Raw genomic sequence first — 22,826 nt, forward strand, 5'->3', positions numbered from 1 at the left:
TAGTGAAGCACTAGGGTATAAAATTCATCTTTCGATATTTGTCTATACCATTTCCCAGAGGTTTCACGTTTATAACACTAACTCTGTCGTGCTATGACAACGTAAATGCTTTTGCTGTTAAACCAAATAACGAATATATAGCGAGTACAAGCCAAAGCCTGTCATACCTAGTAGCGCTATAGCCATCGGTATGAGTATGTAAAAACGCCATACCGCTGCTATTTTTGGGATTTGCGTCAACGTTGCACTGTAGCCGAGTTGAGACAGTGCAATAACAAATTTATTACTATCAAATGTTTGCCCGGCTAACGTAATGCTTTCACCGTTACTCACATCAATGTTTACCCTAAAGACAAAAGGTCGCCTGTATTGCCTCCAGGTACCGTCACCATCACCAGCTTTATACCAATTCCACTCAATATTAATTGATTTAATCGCAGACTTTTCTATCTGTCTAACTTGCTTGTCCTCAAAATACACTCTTGGAATAACAAGTGAATTCTCGCTGATAACAATCTCATTAGGATTCGATATCCCCTGTGTATAATGCTTATCGCAAATGAGCTTTCGCCTTACAGCAGACACAGCTACCCCAAATAATGCAACCACTATGCCCGCTACGATATTATGGCTGGAATAAAGGATAAACAGGGCGGCCATAAAACTAATATAACTTGAAGCCCAGACTTGATGAAAGTATTGCCGAGGTAAAGGCAGCATAAACAGTGTGACGGGGTATTGTAATTTTATCGGGTCGTTAAATAGCTTAATCCCAATAAAGGCTTTTACGGTATCTTGGTCGAGCGGAACTGAACTAAAGGTTGGCCAATCTTTACGGCTAACGCTATCAAATTGACCGACAACATTAATCCCCTGCGACATTAACTCTTTTCGACATTGTTGCACCAATGTGGGCAACTTATGTTGCTTCACTTTTAACAATATCGATATCGGTTCAGGAAATGGAGCTTGTTGACTCTCTTTAACATGCAAAATCACTTTATAAGTATTATGCACTTCTTTTAACTCAATATTTTTTATTATTGAGTAATCAACATCTTGTTGTTGAAGGGAATAAATGGATTTCCTCCCTAACTTGAAACCATGGAACTGTATTAACACATTGCGTGAGGCATCAAAACACCATCGACATTGATAACTAAACGCTACCAACATCGACAATATACTGAGCATTAAACGCCCGACAGTTTCAGCCGAAAAAGAAAAAACACTTACCGCCAACACCACATAAATCAGATTAAAGCATATAAAAATCCACTTTATTTTTTCAACAGCTGACACAATTGAAAATGATGACGCGGTAATCAATAACGTCCCTGTTAACTTGTTAAACATCCTATTCCTTAATCGACTTACACTTTTTCATTTTGCTGTAGATCTTATTAATATACTTAATATTAACGAGGTCGTAGTCTCCAATGATTACCTTCTAAACGGGTAAATGTACAACCTGAGTTACCATGGCCTTTGCCATTATTAAATGAATATATGTAATCGACACCAGCAAAGTTTTGGTCTTCTAAGTTCACTATGACAATGCTTTCCAATGTATAAGCCTCTTCACCGACTTCTCGCTCATAGTTCTTTACGTAAGTAGAGAAACCTTTAGCTAAACGAGGATGCTCATGCAATGACGGATCGATAAAAGTTTTGAATAACTCAATATCGTTGGTTTTTAGTATTTCCCTATAAATCTTACATTTATCAAGAAAAATATTATCGGTATTACTGTTCGCAACAAAATTATAATTACTATCATCTGCATACGATTCATATGACAAGCTAACGAGCAAAGCCAATATTAGCGACTTAACTACAATATTCATGATTATTCTTCCCACATTACAATTGTTTGGCTGGTTGTTGGATCGAAGTACCTACAATTCACCGGATTAGAAGCTGACTCTGACTTAACATTTAATCTAAGTTTAGTAGAAAACTGGCTTCCAGGTTCGAAATCTACTTTAGCAGATGTAATACCACTAACCACATCTACATTATTTGAAAAACAAACATAATATGTCGCCCGAGAGTCGGGAACTGTAATACCTACAAGCTCGAAGTCTACCTCTCCTGGTGGTAAAGTTAATTTCTTTGTACGTTTAGTTTGACCTGCTGTTGATTCATCAACCGCAACGTTATTTACCAGAACTTGAAAGCTATCGTCTGTTTCGTTACCATTATCACCAAAAGTAAATATCATCTCAGTAGAGCTTATGACAATATTACTAACTACCTCTTTATTATCAACCAAAACATAGACATTACCAGAAACAGCGCTAGAAGGTACCAATACAGTAAGCTTATTCGCTGTTGATTTTACTATCCTAGCAGATATCTTATTATTCAATTTATCAACAAAATAAACCTCATTGTTACTAGGTGTATCTGAAAAACCTAAGCCTGTAATAATCACTTCACTATTAATAAATGCTGGTTGCGGTGTTATCTTATCGATTTTTAAACCATCACCAAAAGTAAGAAATTGTGGTTTCGACTGTTGAACTTCACTATTCGCGATATCCCCTGAAAATTCAAGTTCTACTGTCACTTTGGAATCAATTGTCATTTTAGATAAATATGTTGGTGGCATATATATTTTCGCTTCAGTACATAGGTTATTCACTCGATAAGAATTATATAGTTCCCCTCGATTCTCAATAACTAATGTTGTCATTTCACCTGTCGTTTTATCATGAAACTTTATCACCGGATAAGTAGGATCTCCAGCCCAATCCGTAACAGGACAAATACCAATACCTATTATCTTTAACTCAACCAAATCATTTTCTTTTATTTGAATCACTCCTGGATCCATGGCTACAATACGTAATCCCCAAGTAACTCTATATTCATACTTTTGATTTAATGTAAATAAATGATACCAAGCCTCTGCAGCATCAGCCCCATTATTAATTAATTCTAAAACCTCAATAACTCTAATGGCTTGACCATAATATGGAATAAAACTTTCAAGAATCTTATCCCTTATGGCTGTTGAAATATCTTTAAGTAAATCGGCTAAATCAAAACCTGCTGCTGAATAAATTGCAGTAAAAACAGGTCCTAACTTTAGTGATTTTAAAGCATTAGTTTCTGCATCCATAACCTTAGTTAGTTCATTAATAATATCTTTTTCTTCTGCAGGAGTAACTTTTCCATCTTTAAATGCATCATGTATAGAGTCCATTACATTAGGAAGTACAGATATAAATATTTCGGTTATATGTTTAGCCATTTCAGGCTTGGATGGATCTCGAACGTATCCATCCGAGCCAATTCCTTGCTTATTACTATCTTTAGATGTTGCTTTAGTAATAATCTCTGAAATTGACTTAAAAGTAGGCCAAATTGCTCTATCGATTAAATTTCTAATAAATAAATTCTTTGCAACATTTTTTTTTGTTGCATCAGTTAATTCTTCACCATTAGGTCCTGGAGTAATTACTTCAATTAAACAGTCTTGGTATTTACACACATCTAAGTCAGTATCTTTCGACCAATAAGCAATTGAAAATGCAGTATAGTTGATAGGAGCAATCATATCGCGGTCAAGAAAAGAATCAATATGACTATAAGTCTTACTTGTTTTGTTATTTGACGGATCTATACCAACTGCTGGCGAGGTTTGAACGTCTAAATTACTATTAATTTTATATACAGCTGCACTCAAATACATCTGAGTGCTATTTTGCAATTCTGTATAGCCATCATAATCGAAAAAATCTGTAATACCCTTTCTTGTGGGTTCAACTTTGATACCGTCTTGTGACTCTGCGGGTGTGATTACAGGTCTTTGAGGATCAGAAGCTGAAGACTTACCAACTATCGCGCTTTCTATATAATTCTTAAAACTGCTTTTGTGTTCTGGTGAATTGGATGTCTGTGTTAATAATTGTTTTAATTCTTCATTTACATCATAAATTTTAGCCGCTATAGCCATATTACCTAAATCTAATGTAGCATCTATATCTGTACTTATACCAGCCAACACATACTCTTCAAGAGAATGATAACTTGACAACTGTGGAAGTAACTCTAACGCTTCAATGACTTGTGCTTCTGTTTTATCCTGAATAAAGCTAGTCAAAGCCATAGCCTTAATAGTTGAATCTAAACTAACATTAATTTGCGATTCAGAAGGTAACATTATAGTACGCAATATACTGATGCCATTAGAATTTGTTATCAGCAAAGTATCGGGTTGCGCACTATTAAATGGATATGCATAACCTTGAATATTACTTAGTTCAACAAATGATTTATCAACCATTGATAAGCGAAACGGTCCAACTACATTTTGATATTGTGCCGGTATATCAATTACAACATTTTGATTTTTAGTTATAATCAATAAGCTCGGTTCACTTGTACCATATTGATTCTTTAGATAAATATTAGACGTTAAAGCTAACTCAGGTATTATAAACTGTGCAGAGTTTGAGCTAAGTATACTCAGTTGGATTTCTTGATCATTAATAACTACATTTGTGCCTGCCGATAAATTCTCACCAACGATACTAATAACTTGCCCTGATTCTGTAGAAGTTGGGGTAAACGTATACAACTGTGGGTTTAGTGGATCCAGCAATCTAACACGTATTTTTTCTGTTCTCTTACCATCAATAACAAGAAATAATTCTACATATTCCCCGCCAAACGCAATATCACCATAATCAGGTACAACAAATTCAATTTTATTTTCTGAAGCAACGTTAACCTTTATATTTGACATTTTCCCATTTGCATCATCCTTACTTAAAACAACAAAAGCTTCACTTGATAAATTTAAGTTTTCGCCATTAATAACTACAGGGTTAAATGCAGAGATTTTGTTTATTGCATAGCTACCATTAATATTTAATTGGACATTTAGTATTTTTGGTGAAGTAGCACTTTCTCTATCAAATGTTAACAAAGCGATTTTACTTTCTATATCATTTATATCTAAAAGCAGATCACCATCATCATCGATATCAGCATAGTCGGGTATATTATCTCCATCGGTATCTTGCAGGTACCCTATAGAATCATCAAAATCATCTTTATCATAAACATTATTATTATCACTATCTAAATCTACAAAATTTGGATAATTATCTCCATCAAAATTCGTTGTAGATTCTAATAAATCCAAAATACCATCATCATCAGAATCACTATCTAACCAGTTAGGAATATTATCCGAGTCGACATCGATATCACGTAAATATTGATTTTTAAAGACATGATATTCATTACCATCAAGAATATTATCTTTATCTGTATCTTGTATATTAGGATTCATAGCTAAGGCAACTTCTAATTCATCAGCAACGCCATCACTATCTTGATCAACGAATGACTCTAATAAATATGTAAAACCTACATCACTATTCCCATTATAGTCAGTCACACTTATATTATAATTCCCAGCACCTTCAGGTTTAAAAGATATTGCGTAACCTATTCGGCCAACCACATCAATAGCTAAACTTGGCGCTTGAAGAACAATACCATCATCATTTATGATAACTATTCTTGGTTTGAATTTAGGCTCATCTTTATAAAGCATAAAACTAAAAATATTTTCTGCGACAATATCCTCACTTGATACGGTGAACTTAAAATCATCGATATCACGTGAATCACTTATGGATCCTTGAATCCGAAATGGAATACGACCTGCTAGATTTGCTTGAGCAACATTATTATTAAACTCTTCCTCATAAACCAATTCGTATTCAGATCGACTCGCATCAAACGGATAATCATCTTGCTCATCTGGCACGCCATCACCATCTTCATCCTTGTTTTCCCAGGTACCGACAAACTCGACAGGATCAGTAGGATCAACCGGATCCGTTGGGTCGATAGGATCTGTTGGATCAACCGGATCTACCGGAGTGGGCACCACAACGCCAACGCCTTCCCCTTCCTCTAACTCACTATTACAACCACTCATTCCTACGCTGGCAGCTAATAAAATAGCTAACCAAAGTGCATTATGTTTCATTGAATATATCCCTATATAAATCCATTTTTTCAATTTTTATTGACTGTTATGTCAAGTTCATCTTTATTTCAATTACAATCTAAAAGGTGTTTGCATTCGCATTAACCCTTGCGAAACCATTGCTAAATAACTATCACCTGTTGCTTGCCCAAGCGCGTTGCAAACAAGTTGTTCTGGACCGGGTAAGTACAGTGCCGACGTTATAATTTCTTCAATAACATAATTAGCAAATGGGACTATCAATTTTTGACACCATCTGACTTCTATCTGTAATAAATTGGCATCTTGTACATTTAACTTTCTACCTTGCCCTAAATCTTTTAATGCCGGATTTCGGTACATTAAATTATTATTAGGTATTTCATAAAGATTGCCTTGGGGATATCTCACCCTCACTTTAAACTCATCAAAAGCGGTTCTATCTGGGCTTAAAATAGTAATATCGCTTTGTAATGCTACTGCCACTTTTGATTTTGCAACAGCCTCTAGAGTGTCAGAAATATCAGTCCCATGGGCAAATAAAGGCATCATCCCCTGAGCAAGCCCATTACGAATTTCATTGATATTACCGTTGTGCAGCGTGCCTGCCCTAACAGCATTAATTGTGGCCGCATTTAGGGTACTTTTGGCTGAATATATAAAGGCCCACTGTACAATTAGCATCATGGTGACTAAAACGATTGGCATTAAAAAAGGCACAGCAAGGCTAAACTCAACCATACTTTGACCTTTCTGATTTTGAAAAATTATGCGTTTCATTATAACGACGCTTCGATTTGCTGATCGGGTTTGCGAGGCTCTCTCTGTAATTGATTAAGCGCATTTAATAATGCTTGTATTTGTTTGCCAATCGGCGAGTTAATATCACCATGTTTGGTTGCTGCCGATAACGCTTCGGTTGACTGCTTAATTCTAACCAGACTTATATTATAAAATGCTTTTTGATTATCAGGTTCAAACTCTAAACTTTTTGAATAAGCTGCTATTGCTGCGTCATGACGACCAGTTCGAGTATAAATATTACCTAAACGGAACCATGCTGGAGCATAGTTAGGCACACTAGCTAATACTTCAAAGTACAGACTTTCTGCTTTGTCTAACATCGCCATTTTATAAGCACGTTCCGCATTCGCTTGAATTTGCATTATTTGCTGATTACCTTCTGGTACATCTGTTTTTGTAGTTGTACAACCACTTAAACCCAAAAATAATAAAGCTACAATGAATGATAGTTGTCTTACCATGACAATGAATCTCCTATTGAAATATTGTTGTATTGAGCACTTCCCGACGCCAGTTCTAGTACTTTTTTTGACCGAAAACAGCTGACCATTCTAGTTGGCTTTACTGATGGTTTAATTTTGATAACTTGATTTTGTTTGTTTAAAAAAATGACATCAATATCAAACTTCATCCCTACGGTATGTACTGAGTTACAAGGGCTAATCAGTAAACCTTGTTGCATCGTTAGCCCTTTTTTACCTAAAAGGCCTTTTAATCTGTTAAGGGTTTTATCTGCCAAAGCAACACTATCAATAATGCTGCCTTTGTCGCTTTTAATACTAATAAAATCCATTTTATAGCTCATACATAAATTTCATGGCGATTGGAAAAGCTAGTATCATGAAAGTGACGGGGAAAATAAATATAACTAGCGGAAACACTAACTTAACCGGCGCTTCAAGAGCCTTCTTCTCGGCACGCTGAAAACGCTCAACACGTCGTTGATCTGATTGAATGCGTAATGTGTGACCTAAACTTGCACCGGTTCTTTCTGCTTGAGCAAGTGCGCTCACAAGGCTATTTACTTCGGTAATTTGTACACGCTCGGCCATGTTTCTAAAAGATTGCGCTCTTGACATACCTGCACGCATATCGCGGATCACTTTCTCTAATTCTATACGTAACGGTCCGGCTGGCCCACGGTCTACGGCTTGTGACAACGCCCCAGTCATATTTAACCCTGCCTCAATAGCCATGGTCAAATAATCTAAATAAACAGGCAGCGATTTGACGATCAGGCCTTGACGCTTTTTCCGTAAATCATTTAAGGTTAATACAGGTAAAAAGTAACCAAAAACAACAGAAAAAATTAAGTAATTAGTTTCCAAACTCTCCAATAATATACCGCAAAATATTGTTAACCCGAGAGAAAAAAGTGTACTTAATACCCTTATGGCAAAATATTGTTCAGCGGTCATTATGTATGACAGCCCAGAGATTTGCAGTTTTTTTGAAACACGCTCTAGATAATCAACACTTAAATTTTCACTTATATAAAAAGCGAATATTTTCACCAAAGGCCAAATCAATTTTAGTCCTGGTGATAGTGGATCCATAAATTCACGATTATCGTTGGGCACTTTTCGATAAATTCGAATACAACTAACGACCAAAAAAATAATGGCTATTGTGTAACACGCTACAATAAGATTAACCATAATATTCCCTATACATCTATTGTAACAATCTTTCGGATTGACATATAGCCAGCAAATAACATGATGGTGATAAGCGCAATTAACGCCCATCCCATTGGCTCTGTTAATATACGCCCCATTGATGATGGCTCCATTTGATATAGTACTAAGCCAATAAAGACAGGTAATAACGTCATTACCACACCTTGCATTTTACCTTGTGAGGTTAATGCATCAATTTTACCTTCCATCTCAATTTTTCTTCGCAGGGTATCTGAAAGTCTGAGTAAAACTTCAGCTAAGTTGCCACCAATCTCTCTTGATATTTGCATACCTGCTGTAACAAGTTGAAATTCATCTTCAGGAATTCTCACCAGCATATTGTCTAACGCTTTATTAAACTCAACACCAAGCCTTTGCTCACGAAGAAACAACTGAAACTCTTGCTTTGATGGTGACTCCATTTCTTCAGCCATAAATTCAATTGCGCTAGTAACGTTAGCCCCAGATTGCATGGAGGTAGCAACCATATTGAGCGAGTCAGGTAGTTGGTGTACAAACTTTCTACGACGTCTTTTATGTAGATACTTATAAGCAAACCGGGGTAACAGAGCCAGAGATATACTTAATAAAATGCCTAAAACCCATGTACCCAGAAAAAGCCTAAACAGAATAGGCAGCGATAAAAGGGTTATCATATTCACGATAAACAGCTGTTTAGGTTCAATGAATAAAAACATTTCTGTCAGATTCGTTTTTGCAGACGAGGTAAATGTCTGGTGATAGTTCAATGCAAATCTTTCGGATAAATGCTTTAAAGACCAAACCAATAAGGCGATTGAAATAAATGCTAAAGAAGCTGCAAGTATAATTATTGTCATTTACGGCCTCCGGTATCAAAAATATCCAATTTAATCTTTACACCTCGTTTTTGTAGCTGCTCATAAAACTCTGGCACGGTGCCTGTTGCAGTATAAAAACCTTCAATTTTACCTTCAGTATTAAAACCTGTTTGCTGAAATTTAAAAATTTCAGATAACTGAACAACACTTCCTTCTAGTCCTGTTAATTCGCATATGCTTGTCACTCTTCTTGATCCATCAGAAAAACGAGATTGCTGTACAATAATATTAACAGCTGAGGTAATTTGCTCACGAATCGCTAATATAGGTAAATCCATACCGGCCATCATCACCATAACCTCTAATCGTGAAACACAGTCACGAGGAGAGTTAGAGTGTGCGGTGGTCAATGAGCCATCATGGCCAGTGTTCATTGCCTGAAGCATATCGAGAGCTTCACCACCTCGACATTCCCCAATAACCACTCTGTCTGGACGCATACGTAAGCAGTTTTTAACTAAATCCCTAATTTCTACCGCTCCTTTCCCTTCTTGGTTGGGTGGACGGGCTTCTAATGAAACAAGGTTTGGCTGATATAGTTGCAGTTCAGCGGCATCTTCTACCGTTACAATCCGCTCATTATCGGGGATAAAGTTAGATAAAACGTTCAACAACGTTGTTTTACCTGAACCAGTACCACCAGAAATAACAATATTTCTTTTTTGCTTAACCGCCATTTCTAAAAATGCAGCCATCGGCTGGTTCATTGAACCAAAGTTAACTAAATCATTGCAGCTAAGTCTTTTCTGCATAAATTTACGAATTGTAATACATGGACCTTTTAGGGCTAATGGAGGTATTACCGCATTAACACGAGAGCCATCCTTTAACCTTGCATCAACCATTGGTGAACTTTCGTCAATTCGACGCCCAATAGGTGTTACGATTCTTTCTATTGCTCCTAAAACCGCCTGATCATCTGAAAAAGAAATATCAGATAAAAACAAATTACCTGCTTTTTCATAAAAAATTTGATCATGGCTGTTAACCATAATCTCGGTAACATCGGGATCGGCAATTAAACTCTCTAATGGCCCTAAACCGATGGTCTCGTCTAAGACTTCCTTAATCAGCGAGTTGACTTCTATTTCGTCAGGAAGAGTCATAGATGCAATAATCTGCTCAATCAATTTGGAACTTTGGATTCTTAATTCATCGTCACTCATTTCGTTGACATTCACGCGCCTTAAATCCATCAATTTTAGTAGTTCTCGATGAACTTTACGTCTGCATTCATTTCTAACTTTAATTCTTTGAATTAATTCATCTGACGCAATAGCCTCACGATTAAGGGTAGTTTGTTTATCTAACTCGTTAACTTGAGCTATTTCGGAATCTATAATACTGCTATCCGTTAGGCTTAGGTCTTCATTATGATAAGTTTCAGATGTAATTGTTTTAGGATCAGATGATTGCACTCTAATGATATAATCACCAATTTGTACTTTGTCGATTAGAGATAAAGGGCCAAATTCTTTTTGCTTTTCATCATTTACTTTTAAGCCTGTGCGGCTTTGATTATCAGAGACAAATATACCAATCTCATTCTGCGATAGCGTGGCATGATGCTTTGATACTTTAAACCCACGGAGTTGTATCAGTTGTCCATTATCTTTGCCCACATGACATTCTGAATGTATGCATTGAAACTCACCAACTTTAGTACCTTTAGTTGTACTCACTATTACGTTAAACATCTGTAAATCCTTTTAATCTAAGATATAAAACGCTTCAAGTTTGGACGCTTCATCAGTTAACTCCACACCTCTGGCTAACTGTGCGTCATGACTTTCTTCACCTGGATACACTATCGTGGGTGTAACAAAAATAACTAATTCACTTTTCTTTTCTCTAAAATCTCTCGATTTAAATAATTCACCGAGGATAGGGATTTCACCCAGAAAAGGAAATTTACTGACTGATTTTGACATTTCACTACTCACTAAACCAGAGATCACAATCGTTTCATTATTTTTGACATTAATGACCGATTCAGTCTTACGGGTGAGTAAGCCAGGGATGCTCCCAATTGATACAGAAGGATCAATTGAGCTGACCTCGGCCATTACTCTACTCACAATATTTTGGTTCTCGTCTACCACGGGTTCGATATCTAACTTGATACCATACTCTTTAAACTCAACATCTACGGCACCAAGTCCACTCACACTTTGAATAGGAAACTCCCCCCCGGCTAAAAATGATGCAGTTTCACCGCTGCGAGTAGTGAGATTAGGTTCAGCAAGCATTCTTGCATCACCTTTTTGTGCTAATAATTGAATTTGCGAGCTTATACCTGTCACTACCCCAAAATAACTCCAACTACGATTATCTAGTACTCCAATACTTTCTGTGACAGCACTTGAGATTTGATCAACGAACTGACCAGAAGAAGCAACACTAAAAATTGGATTCGCTGTAAAAGCTTTTGCGGCACCATATGCAGGACCAGCCATAACTGAATCCCATTTTATGCCGATATTATTCAAGGTCGATTTGTTAAATTCAACAATTTTGACCTGCATTCTCACCATCGGAGCAATTGCAGTGGCATATTTTGCATACTTGACTAGTGAGACTATATTCGGGCTTGCCTCAAATATTTTCTCTAACTGTTCCTTTTGATTAAGATCGGCTTCACCTTGAACAATAATCAAGCCATCATTTTCACTAACTTGCAAAGCAGGAAAAGCCGCTAACATTTTCTTGATAGTCGCTGACGTTTTTAATGAGTTGTCAGGCGTTACCGTGACACTTAATTTAATAACATTACCGGACTTTTGCCATATTTGTAAATCAGTGTCTCCAGCTGACTCACCAATAATAATAAGACCGTTATTATCGACAACTTTAGTGCTAATCACGCTACCATTACCGACCACTATCCTTTCAATATTTTTGGCTTTATATAATTCTACGGCACCTACATATAACTTAAATGGGGTATTGTTATGCGCAGACGCTAACGGTGATGTAAAAATACAAATAAAAAAAACAAAAATTAAATTTAATGATTTCATAGTGATAAATTATTCTTATATTGATTTAATTGCTCAAGCATTTCTTTAGGAAGAGGATAGCTTTGAGTCGTTGTTTTAATTCCGCTACCGCCAATAATCATTTCAACATTATTTTCAGCAGTATCATTATTAACAACATTAAATATTTGACTTTCCTTTAATGAAACAAACTCTAAAGGCTTATCTTCTACTTGATTACGCAGCAAAGTCACAAACTTGCCTTTATTTCTCGCTAAAGAAACTCTCGCAGCATCTTCTACCGATAATGCCAGTGTTACAGTATTGTAAGCATTCGGGTTATCATAAAACGTATCGACTAATTCAGGGTTGATGTCTAAGCTTCTACGACCAGCTGCTAGCACAACCACATTTTCAATAAGCAATTGCAGTTTTTCTGTTTCTTGCTCATCTTTATCGTCTTTAAAGGCTAATAATAAATCGATGTGGTCAGCCGGTACTAACATTCCTGCTGTTGAGTTAATTTCATCTATATTAATTGTAACCGCACGCTCACCTTCTTTAAGTAAATCCGAAAATTGTTTTGCGTGCATACCTGGCAAATATGTCGATATTAGAGGCCTTCCCTCACTCATAGGTGCCAATAACATTTGTCCTACCACTAAATCAAACTGTGAAGGATGCACGGCGTCTAAAGGTAAAATATCTGCCCGAACTCTTCTTACTGACATATTGTCTTGCGATACAACATCACCTTTTCGTAATTCTTGCGTTGCGACAACTACGTCAGCCATTACGATATTATCATTCGAAAGCTCATCTCTAAGCTGCTGTTCTTTAGTAATAAAGTAATTTTTTGTTGCCCAAGCTGAAACACCACCTAGCACAATAGCTATAATCAGTAAAATCCAGTTGAAATCTATAGATTTAAATCGCATTTCCTATCCCTAGTTATAATCTGGTAATGTTGACATTGATTTATTGTATGCAAATGCGCTATACCACTCTTTTAATGATTCAGCACAATTATCGATTACACTTTTATCATTTTCTAATGGAGTAAATAATGCAGCGACTAATGCTGCACATACAATTAAATATTCAACACTCGATTGTCCTTTATTATATGTATATCTTGTCATTTCATAGTCCATCCATGACTTGGTTGAACACTACATTTACATTTTCACTTTTTTTGTTAAAACTGATATCAACCGTATTAGCTCCATTACTCATCATTAAAACCGCTTTTCCTGAATTAACATCTAGAATGCCAGTATTTTCGCTCCAACCAAGTCGTTGAAAATATCTTCGATAGTAATGGTAATTTTCTGAAATGCTCCTTTTGTTTTGTAAAATTACTGTTCTACCGTTTTTAAATAAATCTTTCGACTTAATATCAGAAATTATATTCGAGTTAAGTGGTGATGGAAATTGATCAGCGCTAATATTATTGGAACTTGCTTCAATATTTTGTGTTATGCCAACTAAAACAGTCACACCATCATATTCCTTCTTAATTCGAGCTGTCAGTAAAAAAGGATCTTGCAGACTATTAATGACATAATCACTGCCTAGTTTTTGCTCGTCAAACTTATCGCTTTTACTCTTCCATTGCTTTTTAAAAAATGCTGCGGTTAACATTTGACTCGCATTATCTTTAACAATCCAAGTTTTAGTTGGATACCCATACATTTTAATGTCTTCTGCAACAATTTCTACAACCGCGCCTTCCGGAAACTCGATATCAGGCCATTCAACACTGATGCATATAGAAGGTATGCATAATAGAAGGAGAGTGAATAACTTATTCATAATTTAACCACCACAATTTTCAGTACCATAACGACATAACCTATTTTCCGGTAAGACATCAGAATCTACATGACCAAATTTTAAAGAGTTAGTTTTAAGTTCTTTGCCAAACGGAATAAAACCACCAATTGTTTGAACAAGGCCTACAAGACTGTTATCTAAAACTGAGGTTAACACTAGTTTATTCACTCTCTTATCTGCATGAACAGCACCTCCAGCATTCCACCCTGAAGCCATTAATGCACTATTCCCTTTAAAACTTAAATTTAATTGATCAAAGGGTTCTAAATAGTGATTTTGTAATTTAATGCTAACTTCTGTTTCGTAATATGGCGATCTTTCTAAATTTAATCCTGTAAAAGATAATAATCCAACCGCATTATCTATCGTACTCCCTATACTTCCAGGTGTTTTACCACTTCGCTCTGTTCGTTCAAATCGAGAAAACTCACCGTCAGCAATATTCTCATCCGTTAAGGATAATAAATTGTCATTTGATGAGTTCTGTGTAGTTTGAGATTTTAGTAATGGATGAACGTTCTCGTCCCAATCCCATTCATTTCGATTTTCACTACTAATTAACAGCCCATTTTTCTGATAAAATCGCCAAGGAATACGCATTGCAATATCATTTTCTGGCATAATTGCCGAATGATGAGAGCTATTATTTGGCAACAAACTGGGACGACTATTCTTCCACACTGTTCGTTCCCAAGAAGTATACTGTGCAGCCTCTGATACTCGATGCTGTACCTCTGTCATTTTAGACATGTAAGGCAGTAGAATTAATAAAGGAATAATGACAAAGGTAAGTGCAATTGCGCCTTCAACCAATGCTTGTCCTTTCTGTTCCACAGCAACCATTAAAGCAACCTCGTTAATGCTAAGGACATAGTTCGTTCTAAATTCGTGGTGTCTGTTAATCGAGCTTGCCAAAATGGATTATATAAATTTCCATATTCATGCTTACCATCTGCTCGAGTCCATAAATCAGTTGGTCTAGAGTAATAGGCCTGTGATGCTGATATAGAATTTAATCTATCACCTAACATTTTTTCTGCTGTTGCTGGGTCTATATTGTTTCCGGCTAAATCAACAGAGCTTGTTGTCCTTGCATCGTTCTGTTCTTTTGAAACAACAACGACAATATTATCTGTATGATTCTTTTTAACTGCGGAATTTGATAAGCCATAAAAAGGTTGGACACCACTATAACTTCCTGATGTCTGCTGATTATTCGCTGCATATTTAGAAGATGTTTTGTTAACATCCCTGCTACGTCCCCAAAGTGATGAGCTACCTAAGCGGGTAATATTGGCTCTGTCATCAGAACGAGTTGCCCCCCAACCAATTGGAGTTTCACTGAAGCCACGCCAACGACACCCTGACCAGCTACATCGATATTTAGATAAATGAAATCCAATTGTATCCATTGAAGTCCAAGTTTCAGCATCATTCCTGTTTGAGATAAGTTCGCTTCCACCAGCTTTTTGCGTTTTCCAGCGTAACGGCCAAATTGTTTGGCTCCAAATAGAACTTAACTTATAAGATCTATTTTCACTAAAGGGGTCTCTTGAATCCATAATAACGGCTTTAAAATCAGTAAACTGTGTATTATTTCTGTTTTGAAGATCACGATTGTGTTCCTTTTGAAAGGTAAACCAAACATTGTGTATATTTTCGATAAGCTGAGGGTTTTGCGCAAAACTTAATTCAGCTTTGTCATCGTTTGCATTCACGATTTTTCTTGCTGTAGTAAATGAAGCGCCTGCACTTGCATAATGAATTGCATTTTGAGAAAAACGAAGAATACCCAATATTACATTTTCAGCAGTAATCATTATTTCTGTAAATGGTTGTACTACTTGATTTGCATAACCGACGCCACTTCGTATTGCACTAATGACCTGCCCTAAATAAGGAACCCAACAAAGAGCAGTACATGCATTTTCAGTAAAACGCTCGGTCATATTAAACCATGAAGATAAACCAACCATTTGGGCTACCGCAACTTGATTGGCAACAGAAGCTCTATTTGTGTACGCTTTAAAATTAAAATCTCTCACTGCGATGGTTGCGATACTATAAGCTGCGTTATCAGCTGTATGCTGTAGTTTTGTTGACTTTATATTTAATTGAGCCGTGTTGTAGCTGTATAAAACTGTCATCGCAGCAAAAGACATTAATATTAAAGACAGGACTAAAGACTGACCTTTTTGCTTTAAAAATTTGGTTTTAGGTTGCATTAGTAAATTCATCCATGAGTTATTTTAAGGTATTAATCTACTACAGTACCCCCGCCAGTACTTCCACCACCTGAACTGCTTCCTCCTGCAGCCGAATTTGCTCCTTCATTATAATTGCCCAAGTTATAATCTTTATTAGCTGTTGTATTCGCAGCAGCGGCAGAAGTTTGCGCAGCTGTAATCTGTGTGCTTGAATCTTGTCCTGACATTTCGGCGGAAAGACCAGCAACTTGATTACGGATAGTTTGTCCAAAAAAGCTATATACACCAATTGCCGAAACAGCGATTAATGCCACAATGATGATGTATTCGGTCATACCTTGACCTAATTGACTTTTTTTCATATCAGAATCCCTTTGATAAAAAAGCCGACATAGCCCAATATCTGGCTACATCGGCTAAGCATTAATTACCTTTAGCACTCGAGTTTGCTGCTTTATCGTAATTACCTAAGTTATATTCTTTATCTGCCACAGTATCTGCTTTCCCTGCAGATGCAACAGCTTTACCTATTTGACCACTTGAATCTTGACCCGACATTTCAGCTGATAACCCAGCAACTTGGTTACGGATAGTTTGACCAAAAAAGCTATAAACACCAATTGCAGAAACGGCAATTAACGCTACAATAATAATATATTCGGTCATACCTTGACCTTTTTGTTTCAATTTGTTCACCTTCGAACCTCCAATGTTAAAGTTAATTGTTTATCTAAAAATCAATATTTACAACCTGCAAATTATTTCACAAAAATAAAACAAATCAATTATCACTTGGCACTATAAAAATACAAAAACCTATACCATGTAATGTAGCAATGCTAATTAACTTAATAATAAGGAACAAAAATGTTGGAATTAATATCACTTAAATTTACGCTATAGATTCAAATTTATTCATAAAAAATCATTATCTGGTAATATTATGCATAAATTGAAATATTACGTCTTGCTGTTTGATTTAATTTCATATTACCACCATCAACATACACAACAGGGAGTTGATATGTTAAAATCCGCGCTAATGTCATTGGCAATCATCATTTCGGCGATGCCAGCGATGAATGCCTATTCGGCAACATCACAAGAATTATTTTCTGAGCCTAAAGAGGTAAAAGAAACAAAAAATGAATTAAGGCACTTCACGCCTGTGCAATTGATCACGGCAATTGACGATAAAAATATTCAATCAAAAGAAGTGAAAGGAAAACTAACTAGAACCAACTATGAGCTACCGCCGTCTTATACACCTGCTCATTTAATCAATAACTATAAAAATCAGCTAAAAGCGCTAAATGCCGAGATCATTTTTGAATGCGAGCAAGCAAGTTGTGGTAGTGAGGAGAAATTAGGCAAATTTATAAAACCGCTATATACAATTTCAAAAAGTTCACCCTCGTTAATTACTGCTTATATCACCCTTCCTAAAAAACAAGTACATGTGTCCATATATGCGGCTGGCTGGCAGCGCGCCACCAACGTAGAGATCGATATTATAGAAGTAATCGATGAACCATTAGATTTGGTGACCACTAACCAGAGCTATTTATCACAAGAGGTGAGTGAAATAGCAGTAACAGACAATAGCAAAAAAGATGAAAAAAACTCTGCCGATCATCCAATGTTAACTCGTATACCTGGTGCTTATATTGATGAATATACCACCCATAGTTTTGGACAAATCGCCGTATTAATAGGTAAAAACGGCAAGAAATTTGAGACTAAGATGTTAGACGGAAAAATAACCGATATTGGCTATAACTTACCTCGAACTTATTCTGAATACGAGATTAATGCTAATTACCAAAACGCGTTAACTAGGCTTGGCTTTAAGGAAGTTTATGCTTGTACAGGTGAGCTATGTGGTCGAAAAACAGAAATGTATAACGCTTTAAAATTACTCATGTCCAATGGTCGTGATGACAGTCAATTTTATCGATTGTATAAGTTAGATCGGCCCGAGGGAAATGTTTACGTTATGGTGTATGTGATTGGCTTTGTTGGCAATCTCGCTGCTGAAATCAGAATCATTGAAGAAACCACGTTAAACAATAATCGTGTGGGAATTGATTTGCAGGGCTTAACCGACGAGATAGCCAAAACAGGCCATGTGGCGCTGGACGGTTTGTTGTTTAAATATGATAGCGACGAATTACTGCCAGAAGCTTATCAGATTGTTGAAGTTGTCGCTCAATACCTACAAACACACCCTAAACAACTGTTTTATGTGGTAGGGCATTCAGACGATCAAGGTTCGCAAGCTTATAACCAAACCTTGTCAGAAAAACGCGCGACTGCAATTAAAACCCGTTTGATTAAACAGTTCTCTATTTCTGCACAACAAGTTGAAGCCAAAGGGGTTGGTGAGTACTCGCCTATTGCCAATAATCTTGATGAAGCGGGCCAGAAACAAAACCGCCGCGTTGAGTTAGTGATACGTTCAGATAATAAATAACCTCTGCTACGGATAATAGATAATTATCTCACTGGAGAAGTAATCATAGAAAGGTAGCCTAGGCTACCTTTCTATTAACTAAGAACATTTTACTTACCAGACACAAGGTTAATACGTAGTCTGTATTTAGTCCTGAATTTAGTTCTTAACTCAGGCCTTAACTCTTAACTCAATCCTTAACTCTTAACTCATTATTGTGATTAACGCTGAAGCGTTAAATAACCACAATAATATCCATCAGATTGACAATAAAACTCCGGTAATAAACCAGCAATATCCCAGTAGTACCAATGACAATATTTCGTCATTGGTACGACTGAGTCCAAGCCTGAATTAACAGGTAACTACGCCATAAGTTAGCCAGTGTTACTCGGCTCGGCAGGTGGTTATTTGCAATATTTTACGTTGGCCGCTTTTGGCGTGCTCAAGCAAGCATGTATCGCCATGAATAAGCAGCTGCACACTCTCTGGCATCACGATTGAGCGCCCCATTAATAAACGACCATTAGTGTCTTTGTGCATTGCAGGTTCAATAGACAAGACACTGGTGTCTGTAAACGCGCTTTGAGCAATCATCACATGGTCTGTATTCAACAAACTGGCAATAGTCGCTTGTAGTTCATCCACACTGGCACTATTTGGGGACGCGATTAGCGCAGGAACCGCACTATCGTTTCCGGCAGTTGAAGTACCACATCCCATAAAAGCCGTGGAAAACATCACTACAGCGATAAGTAAACCAGAAGATAAACGGGACATTACATGGCTCCTGTCGACATTATCCGATTATTTTTAAGCAATGTTGAGTGACGGTCATCTTTCAACATAAAGCCTTTATCCATCATTGTTGGGGCCGCTGACACTTTAGCCGCTGATGACGTAAGCGCTGGACACTGGTTATTATCACGGTAATACAATGCGGCGCTTAAGAGTCGCTCATTGGTATCACCAAGCGCATGGTTTAAATCATCGCTTAGCGCACAACCTTCAATTTCACTGTCGAGTGTTGGACTTGAAGTGGGCACAAAACCATCTGAATAATCACCAAAACCTTTATCGTTCACGCCTTTAAATTGAATGCTAAAGTAAGTGGTGCCGCAGTTTGGTGTTGGGTAAAATCCATAAGGCTTTCCGCACGTTGTACCACCAATTTGAATCACTTCAATATCAATACCACGCAGACTATTCATCAATGCTTCACTGGCCGAGCAAGTATCTGCTGTTGTTAATACATAAAGCCGCTTGAGGTTTAGTGAAGGCAGTGTAATCCCTGCACGCAGCAACCCAGTATTAAAGCCTATTGTTTCCGGAATAAACGGCGTTGGCTCGAGTATTGCTCTAGTTACGGGATCAATAGTTCGATATTTATCATTAAAACTGGTGCGTTCAAAAATGCGATTATTGGTCGCGGTATCACCTGCTATCATGTAACCCAACTGACTCGCTAAGGCGAGTAAACCACCACCGTTGTAGCGTAAATCTAGGACTAAATCTTCTACATCCGCTTCGCTTAACGTGGTGATAGCATCAAACAACCCTCGCTCAGCAGTCGCTATATGAGAGTTAAATTGTAAGTATCCAATCTTGCCGCTTGCGGTTTGGATTACTTGGGTATTTTGTACCGGGGTAGAGATAACTGTGGTGGCCGACAATATGACATTGCGATCGACACTGGCATTGAGATCTCGCACGGTAAATGTCGTTTGTTTGCCACTTTGAGTTGGGAACAACCCTGCATTTAATGTATCTATGCTTGCACTATCGTCAGCATTAGCCACATTGACGCCATCTACAGCAACAATAATAGCGCCGCGATTTATTCCCGCGGCAACTGCCGGTGAATTAGGTTCGCTATAAGTAATGGTGACCTGACGAGTTACCCCCGCAGATGCATTGCGAAGTGACAGGTTAAATCCGTAACCGAATGATGCGCCAGATTGATTTAATTGCTCCCATTCATCAGTCGGCATTGAGAAATGAAACTTATCTTTTACATTACCGGTTTCAGACAGTTCATCTGTGATTAATAAATCAAAGTATTGCGCTACGGTATAAGGAGCTGGATCGCGATCGAAAATTTCATCATACCAAAGGTAAGTGTCGTTACTCCATGAGCGAAGCCAAAGCTTTTCGGTGAGTTCAGATCCAGTTTGATCGGCCTTGCACTGTAATGCGACATCCGCGTATGGAGTAAACTGGCCTTTGGTCCAAGTGATGCTACTGCTGTCTGTCACCGGAGGTGTGACATTATTACTGGCTGACTCGCTTCCCCCACCACTGCAACCTGCAACGGTTAAACTGGCGGTAACCAATAACGGAGTGATAGCTTTCCTAAAAAGTAACTGCATTAATATTCCTTTATTTTACTTTATGTTAGCCATTTGTATTACAAATAACTGCTCTAGAATGCAACAGTATATTAACGCAAATGATTTACTAAAATACAGAGAATGATCAATAAATGAATTGATTATCGCGCCGCGAGTTCATCTTACAAGAACCAATGCTTTGCTTACCAACGATATTGTTTAAGGACTGCTTTGGTAAGTTGTGTTCATCGTAGGATGAACACAACAAAATCAACTCCATTTTTATATGCCATAATAGCCCATATTTATCAATAATTTACGATATAATCCATTGATAAAAGTCATTGACTCGGTATCTATTATTTAAAGCAAACACTCATGAGCAATAAGCGTTGGGCAGCTGTATTCTACAACTCAATACCCCAGAAAAATGGCAAATATGTTCGACAACATAGTATAAAAGCTAGTTGGCGTGTTGAAAATTTGAATGGAGGAAACTAAATACACATTAATGATGAAACTGAATCTACTATTTTCAATAAATATCTAAAAACACGACAAAAACTATAAATCAACCTATAGATATCATTAACAAAATAATCCAAACAACATTAATCGACAATACCAACGCAATAATATCAACTCAATAATATCAACTCAATAAAATTACTGAGCTGAAGTTATCAAAAAAACAAATAAATTAACAAATAAACTAACAACTAGAAATATTATTACTTAAATTAATATTTACACAATAACAAGTTATAGAATCGGCGATATAGAATCCGTATTACGAAAGTAGCAGTGTCTTAAAATAATTTTTAGCAAGCCGCTTCTGATGATAAGACTTGCTAACCACTTTTAAACTTACCTCAACACTAATTGAGTTAATAACTGCGACTGAGTCAATAATGCGACACTTTTGTGTTGTTGACCATTAATACTCAGCGTGACTTGTGGGTTATCTAAAAAATCACGAGCAGCTTCAGCACTATAAATATCAGGTGTAGCAAGCTCATAACGTTGATTTTCAGCAACTTCTAATGTGAGGTACAAGGATTCAGAACGTACCCAATGGCCTGAATCATCAGCATTATCTTGAAATAAGTCGCGATAGTTAATTTCAACCAATTGTTGCCCACGGCTAAGTCCAATCGTATTTTTTATACTGACGTTCTGACCATTCACGGTTTCAACTATCATTGAGTCCGGTACTGTAATACTCGATGCTTGAGCTGGCATGCCAAATAATAGCGTTAAGCCTACGGTGGTTGAGGTGAGTAACATTTTTACAGAAAATGAAGTCGTCATAATAATATTCATCCATATTTCATACTTAACGATTAAGTATGTTGGTATTAATGTAAAAGACCTCGATATATACAAATAAATTTCAACTTTTTATATTAAAAATGACTTAATACAAATTAGTGTCACTCGTTAAGCTTTATCTTATTGTATTATTGATAGTTAGCATTTTATAAATGTAATCGGCTTTATAATGCATAGCCCCGAAATGAATTAACACACGCCAATGACAGATCATTCAACACCCTGTCATTCGACAGAAACTCAAGCTATTGAATAGCTGAATAATCGTTCAATATTCAGCCATTCATCCTTAGATAAGTCATCATTCTATCGTTTTAGCTAGATTGCGTTTTCCCCCTACATTTACAGCCGAT

The 22,826-nt window shown here is 36.9% G+C and carries 21 protein-coding genes; 1 reads left to right on the forward strand and 20 read right to left on the reverse strand.

Features of this window, described 5'->3' with window-relative positions; all coding sequences use genetic code 11:
- Nucleotides 1–117: 117 nt before the first annotated feature.
- The 17 genes from AAEY97_RS07505 to AAEY97_RS07585 all read right to left on the reverse strand — a co-directional run bounded on the left by AAEY97_RS07505 (nt 118) and on the right by AAEY97_RS07585 (nt 17,055).
- Nucleotides 118–1,356: a hypothetical protein gene (locus AAEY97_RS07505; RefSeq protein ID WP_350997770.1), complete on the reverse strand. Its 1,239-nt coding sequence runs from the start codon at nt 1,354–1,356 to the stop codon at nt 118–120.
- 62 nt (nt 1,357–1,418) lie between these two features.
- Nucleotides 1,419–1,847, reverse strand: coding sequence for a hypothetical protein (locus tag AAEY97_RS07510; RefSeq protein WP_350997773.1), 429 nt, complete (start codon nt 1,845–1,847; stop codon nt 1,419–1,421).
- Nucleotides 1,848–1,849: 2 nt separating this feature from the next.
- Nucleotides 1,850–6,016 carry an IPT/TIG domain-containing protein gene (locus AAEY97_RS07515; RefSeq protein ID WP_350997776.1) on the reverse strand — a complete coding sequence of 1,389 codons (4,167 nt, stop codon included), beginning with the start codon at nt 6,014–6,016 and terminating at the stop codon, nt 1,850–1,852.
- Between the two features lie 72 nt (nt 6,017–6,088).
- Nucleotides 6,089–6,775, reverse strand: a complete 687-nt coding sequence (locus AAEY97_RS07520; RefSeq protein WP_350997779.1) for a TadE family protein — start codon at nt 6,773–6,775, stop codon at nt 6,089–6,091.
- Nucleotides 6,775–7,260 (reverse strand): tetratricopeptide repeat protein, encoded by a 486-nt coding sequence (locus AAEY97_RS07525; RefSeq protein ID WP_350997782.1) that lies wholly within the window; start codon nt 7,258–7,260, stop codon nt 6,775–6,777. The genes AAEY97_RS07520 and AAEY97_RS07525 overlap by 1 nt, the downstream gene beginning before the upstream one ends.
- On the reverse strand, nt 7,254–7,592 hold the full coding sequence (locus tag AAEY97_RS07530) for a DUF192 domain-containing protein (protein ID WP_350997785.1): 339 nt from the start codon (nt 7,590–7,592) through the stop codon (nt 7,254–7,256). Before AAEY97_RS07530 ends, AAEY97_RS07525 begins: the two co-directional genes overlap by 7 nt.
- Before the next feature lies 1 nt (nt 7,593).
- Nucleotides 7,594–8,457, reverse strand: coding sequence for a type II secretion system F family protein (locus tag AAEY97_RS07535; protein ID WP_350997787.1), 864 nt, complete (start codon nt 8,455–8,457; stop codon nt 7,594–7,596).
- An 8-nt stretch (nt 8,458–8,465) separates the two neighbouring features.
- The gene (locus AAEY97_RS07540) at nt 8,466–9,317 is read right to left on the reverse strand and encodes a type II secretion system F family protein (RefSeq protein WP_350997790.1); all 852 of its coding nucleotides are present in this window, start codon (nt 9,315–9,317) and stop codon (nt 8,466–8,468) included.
- Nucleotides 9,314–11,035 (reverse strand): TadA family conjugal transfer-associated ATPase, encoded by a 1,722-nt coding sequence (locus tag AAEY97_RS07545; RefSeq protein ID WP_350997793.1) that lies wholly within the window; start codon nt 11,033–11,035, stop codon nt 9,314–9,316. The genes AAEY97_RS07540 and AAEY97_RS07545 overlap by 4 nt, the downstream gene beginning before the upstream one ends.
- 12 nt (nt 11,036–11,047) lie before the next feature.
- Nucleotides 11,048–12,358: a type II and III secretion system protein family protein gene (locus AAEY97_RS07550; RefSeq protein WP_350997796.1), complete on the reverse strand. Its 1,311-nt coding sequence runs from the start codon at nt 12,356–12,358 to the stop codon at nt 11,048–11,050.
- Nucleotides 12,355–13,254 carry a Flp pilus assembly protein CpaB gene (gene cpaB, locus AAEY97_RS07555; protein ID WP_350997799.1) on the reverse strand — a complete coding sequence of 300 codons (900 nt, stop codon included), beginning with the start codon at nt 13,252–13,254 and terminating at the stop codon, nt 12,355–12,357. The genes AAEY97_RS07550 and cpaB overlap by 4 nt, the downstream gene beginning before the upstream one ends.
- Before the next feature lie 9 nt (nt 13,255–13,263).
- Nucleotides 13,264–13,458, reverse strand: coding sequence for a hypothetical protein (locus AAEY97_RS07560; RefSeq protein WP_350997802.1), 195 nt, complete (start codon nt 13,456–13,458; stop codon nt 13,264–13,266).
- A 1-nt stretch (nt 13,459) separates the two neighbouring features.
- Complete coding sequence (locus tag AAEY97_RS07565; RefSeq protein ID WP_350997805.1) at nt 13,460–14,131, reverse strand: hypothetical protein; 672 nt, start codon at nt 14,129–14,131, stop codon at nt 13,460–13,462.
- Between the two features lie 3 nt (nt 14,132–14,134).
- Nucleotides 14,135–14,995 (reverse strand): hypothetical protein, encoded by an 861-nt coding sequence (locus AAEY97_RS07570; protein WP_350997808.1) that lies wholly within the window; start codon nt 14,993–14,995, stop codon nt 14,135–14,137.
- A complete protein-coding gene (locus AAEY97_RS07575; RefSeq protein ID WP_350997811.1) occupies nt 14,995–16,377 on the reverse strand; it encodes a hypothetical protein in 1,383 nt (460 codons plus the stop codon). The genes AAEY97_RS07570 and AAEY97_RS07575 overlap by 1 nt, the downstream gene beginning before the upstream one ends.
- A 32-nt stretch (nt 16,378–16,409) precedes the next feature.
- Nucleotides 16,410–16,721: a Flp family type IVb pilin gene (locus AAEY97_RS07580; protein WP_350997814.1), complete on the reverse strand. Its 312-nt coding sequence runs from the start codon at nt 16,719–16,721 to the stop codon at nt 16,410–16,412.
- Nucleotides 16,722–16,782: 61 nt separating this feature from the next.
- Nucleotides 16,783–17,055: a Flp family type IVb pilin gene (locus AAEY97_RS07585; RefSeq protein WP_502959438.1), complete on the reverse strand. Its 273-nt coding sequence runs from the start codon at nt 17,053–17,055 to the stop codon at nt 16,783–16,785.
- Nucleotides 17,056–17,383: 328 nt separating this feature from the next.
- Between AAEY97_RS07585 and AAEY97_RS07590 the strand changes: the two genes are divergently transcribed.
- Nucleotides 17,384–18,832, forward strand: a complete 1,449-nt coding sequence (locus tag AAEY97_RS07590) for a DUF4892 domain-containing protein (protein ID WP_350997817.1) — start codon at nt 17,384–17,386, stop codon at nt 18,830–18,832.
- A 366-nt stretch (nt 18,833–19,198) separates the two neighbouring features.
- Here AAEY97_RS07590 and AAEY97_RS07595 read toward each other — a convergent pair whose 3' ends face one another.
- From AAEY97_RS07595 to AAEY97_RS07605, 3 genes are all read right to left on the reverse strand, one after another.
- Complete coding sequence (locus AAEY97_RS07595; RefSeq protein ID WP_350997820.1) at nt 19,199–19,591, reverse strand: hypothetical protein; 393 nt, start codon at nt 19,589–19,591, stop codon at nt 19,199–19,201.
- Entirely contained in the window at nt 19,591–21,180 is a 1,590-nt protein-coding gene (locus AAEY97_RS07600; protein WP_350997823.1) for a S41 family peptidase, read from the reverse strand. Before AAEY97_RS07600 ends, AAEY97_RS07595 begins: the two co-directional genes overlap by 1 nt.
- An 828-nt stretch (nt 21,181–22,008) precedes the next feature.
- Entirely contained in the window at nt 22,009–22,452 is a 444-nt protein-coding gene (locus AAEY97_RS07605; protein ID WP_157822782.1) for a DUF2057 family protein, read from the reverse strand.
- Nucleotides 22,453–22,826 lie beyond the last annotated feature (374 nt).

The organism is Shewanella sp. TB7-MNA-CIBAN-0143, assembly GCF_040310065.1.
Classification (GTDB): domain Bacteria; phylum Pseudomonadota; class Gammaproteobacteria; order Enterobacterales; family Shewanellaceae; genus Shewanella.